The 1,680-nt window shown below is 67.6% G+C and carries 2 protein-coding genes; one reads left to right on the forward strand and one right to left on the reverse strand.

Annotated features, from left to right (window positions below; all coding sequences use genetic code 11):
- Positions 1-238, reverse strand: a 238-nt coding sequence (locus EB084_24840; GenBank protein NDD31492.1) for a hypothetical protein, incomplete at its 3' end; no start/stop codon positions are given.
- A gap of 91 nt (positions 239-329) precedes the next feature.
- On the opposite strand from EB084_24840, the gene EB084_24845 reads away from it, so the two are divergent.
- Complete coding sequence (locus EB084_24845) at positions 330-1,424, forward strand: hypothetical protein (protein ID NDD31493.1); 1,095 nt, start codon at positions 330-332, stop codon at positions 1,422-1,424.
- Positions 1,425-1,680: the final 256 nt, after the last annotated feature.

Below are 1,680 nucleotides of genomic sequence, written 5' to 3' on the forward strand. Positions count from 1 at the left end.
TGACGTGCTTGGCGCCGCCGCGCCGCGACCTGTACTGGCACAGCGGGTCGATGAGCCGACCGTCCTCGTGGGTCGCGAAGCACTTCGGCCCGCACTTGGCCTCGACCTCCCGCCTCTCCTTCACGGACGACGGAAAGCGGTAGTGCCAGGCCGTGGCGCTTTTGGGGGATCGGGAGCTGCGCTTTCGTGCCGGCATGGTCTTGCCAGCGCGCTTCGAGCTTCTGCGCGCGAGCGCCATGATCTCTGTTTCTATGCGCGAGGAAAATGAAGAAACCAACGTCGGCGATCCTCGTGCCGGGACAACGACGAAGGGGAGCTCCGCCAAACCGATGAGAGCCAAGATCGCTGCCGGCAGGAAAGATGAGCCGCCGCAGCAGGTCGCGCAGTGGGGCCCGCTCGCCGATCGTGCGCGGCGACGTCACGGGAGCTCGGCGGCGGCACACGACCGCGCGCCCCGCAAGCTCTGGTCCAGGACGCAGCTGCGCCGCCTGCCATGCCCCCTGGACGGGCTGCGGCAGTGCTTGCTGCGCGTCACGCCTCCGCGGCGCGACCTGAGGCACCCCGACGCCGAGCTGAGGCGCCACGACGAGGAGCTGAGGCTGAGCTACGCGCTGGGCCGGCGCGCGCTCGCGCCGCTGCTGGAGCAGGGCGAGGTCTTCCGAGACACGGCGCAGCTGGCCTTCGTGCAGCGCGAGCTCGGGACGGACCTCCATCACTTCGCGCGGCTCCTCGATCGGCCCGACGCGGTGCTCCAGGACCTCGCGCGAGGCCTCGCGGACGAGGCGGTGGCCTTGGCGAACGCCGGCGTCTTCCACGGCGACGCCAAGCCCGAGAACGTCCTGGTCTTCGAGGAAGCGGGCCGCTTCGGCGTGAGGTTCATCGATTTCGATCCCAAGTACTTGTGCACGCCCGAGAAGGACCGGCGGCTCCGCGCGCGGCTGGCGACCGACTCGCAGCTGGCGGCCCTCTACGCGGTGGGCACACTGGGCCTCCTGCTCCTGCACCTCAAGACGCTGGGTCTCAGGAACCGCAACTACGCCGGCCTCTACCACTATGTCAAAAGAGAAATCGACCAGTTTCGCGTCTTCGTACCCGGAACCCACGACCTGCAGTCGAAGTACTTCAGGCTGCTCGTGCGCAACCTTCGCCACTACAAGCTCATCCAGCTGCGCACGGGCCTGGACCCGATCGCGAGCGGGAGCCGAGCCCACCTCTTGAAGGCCTTCTGGGACACGCTGGTGCGGGCCGGCCTGAAGACGCAGCCGCGCGAAGCGGAGCCGAGCTACCGCGGCGAGGCCTTCGCGCCACGGTGGCTCGCCTACGACGAAGTCCCTCCGCCGCTTCAGCCATCGCTCCGCGAGATGGCGAGGGCCATGACGGAGACCCGCGGGGGGCTGCGAAGAAGGAGCGCACCGGCGGCCTAGCGCGCCAGCGGGCGCGGCTCAGGCGGCCGCGATTTTGGATCAGAGACAAATCTTCAGACAGGCTCCCAGGCAGTTCAGTCCAGGTCCATGGGGCCGGGCGGAGGCGGCGGTGGCAGCTGAGCAAAGTTCCTTGCATGTGTCAACAAATCCCTGTGGACAAAGACAGTTGTTCTGCCAAAGCCTTGCACCAGTTGCGAGGCATAGCTTTTGCAGCTGTTGCAAATGTTGGAGCTCTCGTACTGGCTCTTCCCTCTCG

The organism is Pseudomonadota bacterium (assembly GCA_010028905.1).
In the GTDB taxonomy this organism is placed as follows: Bacteria; Vulcanimicrobiota; Xenobia; order RGZZ01; family RGZZ01; genus RGZZ01.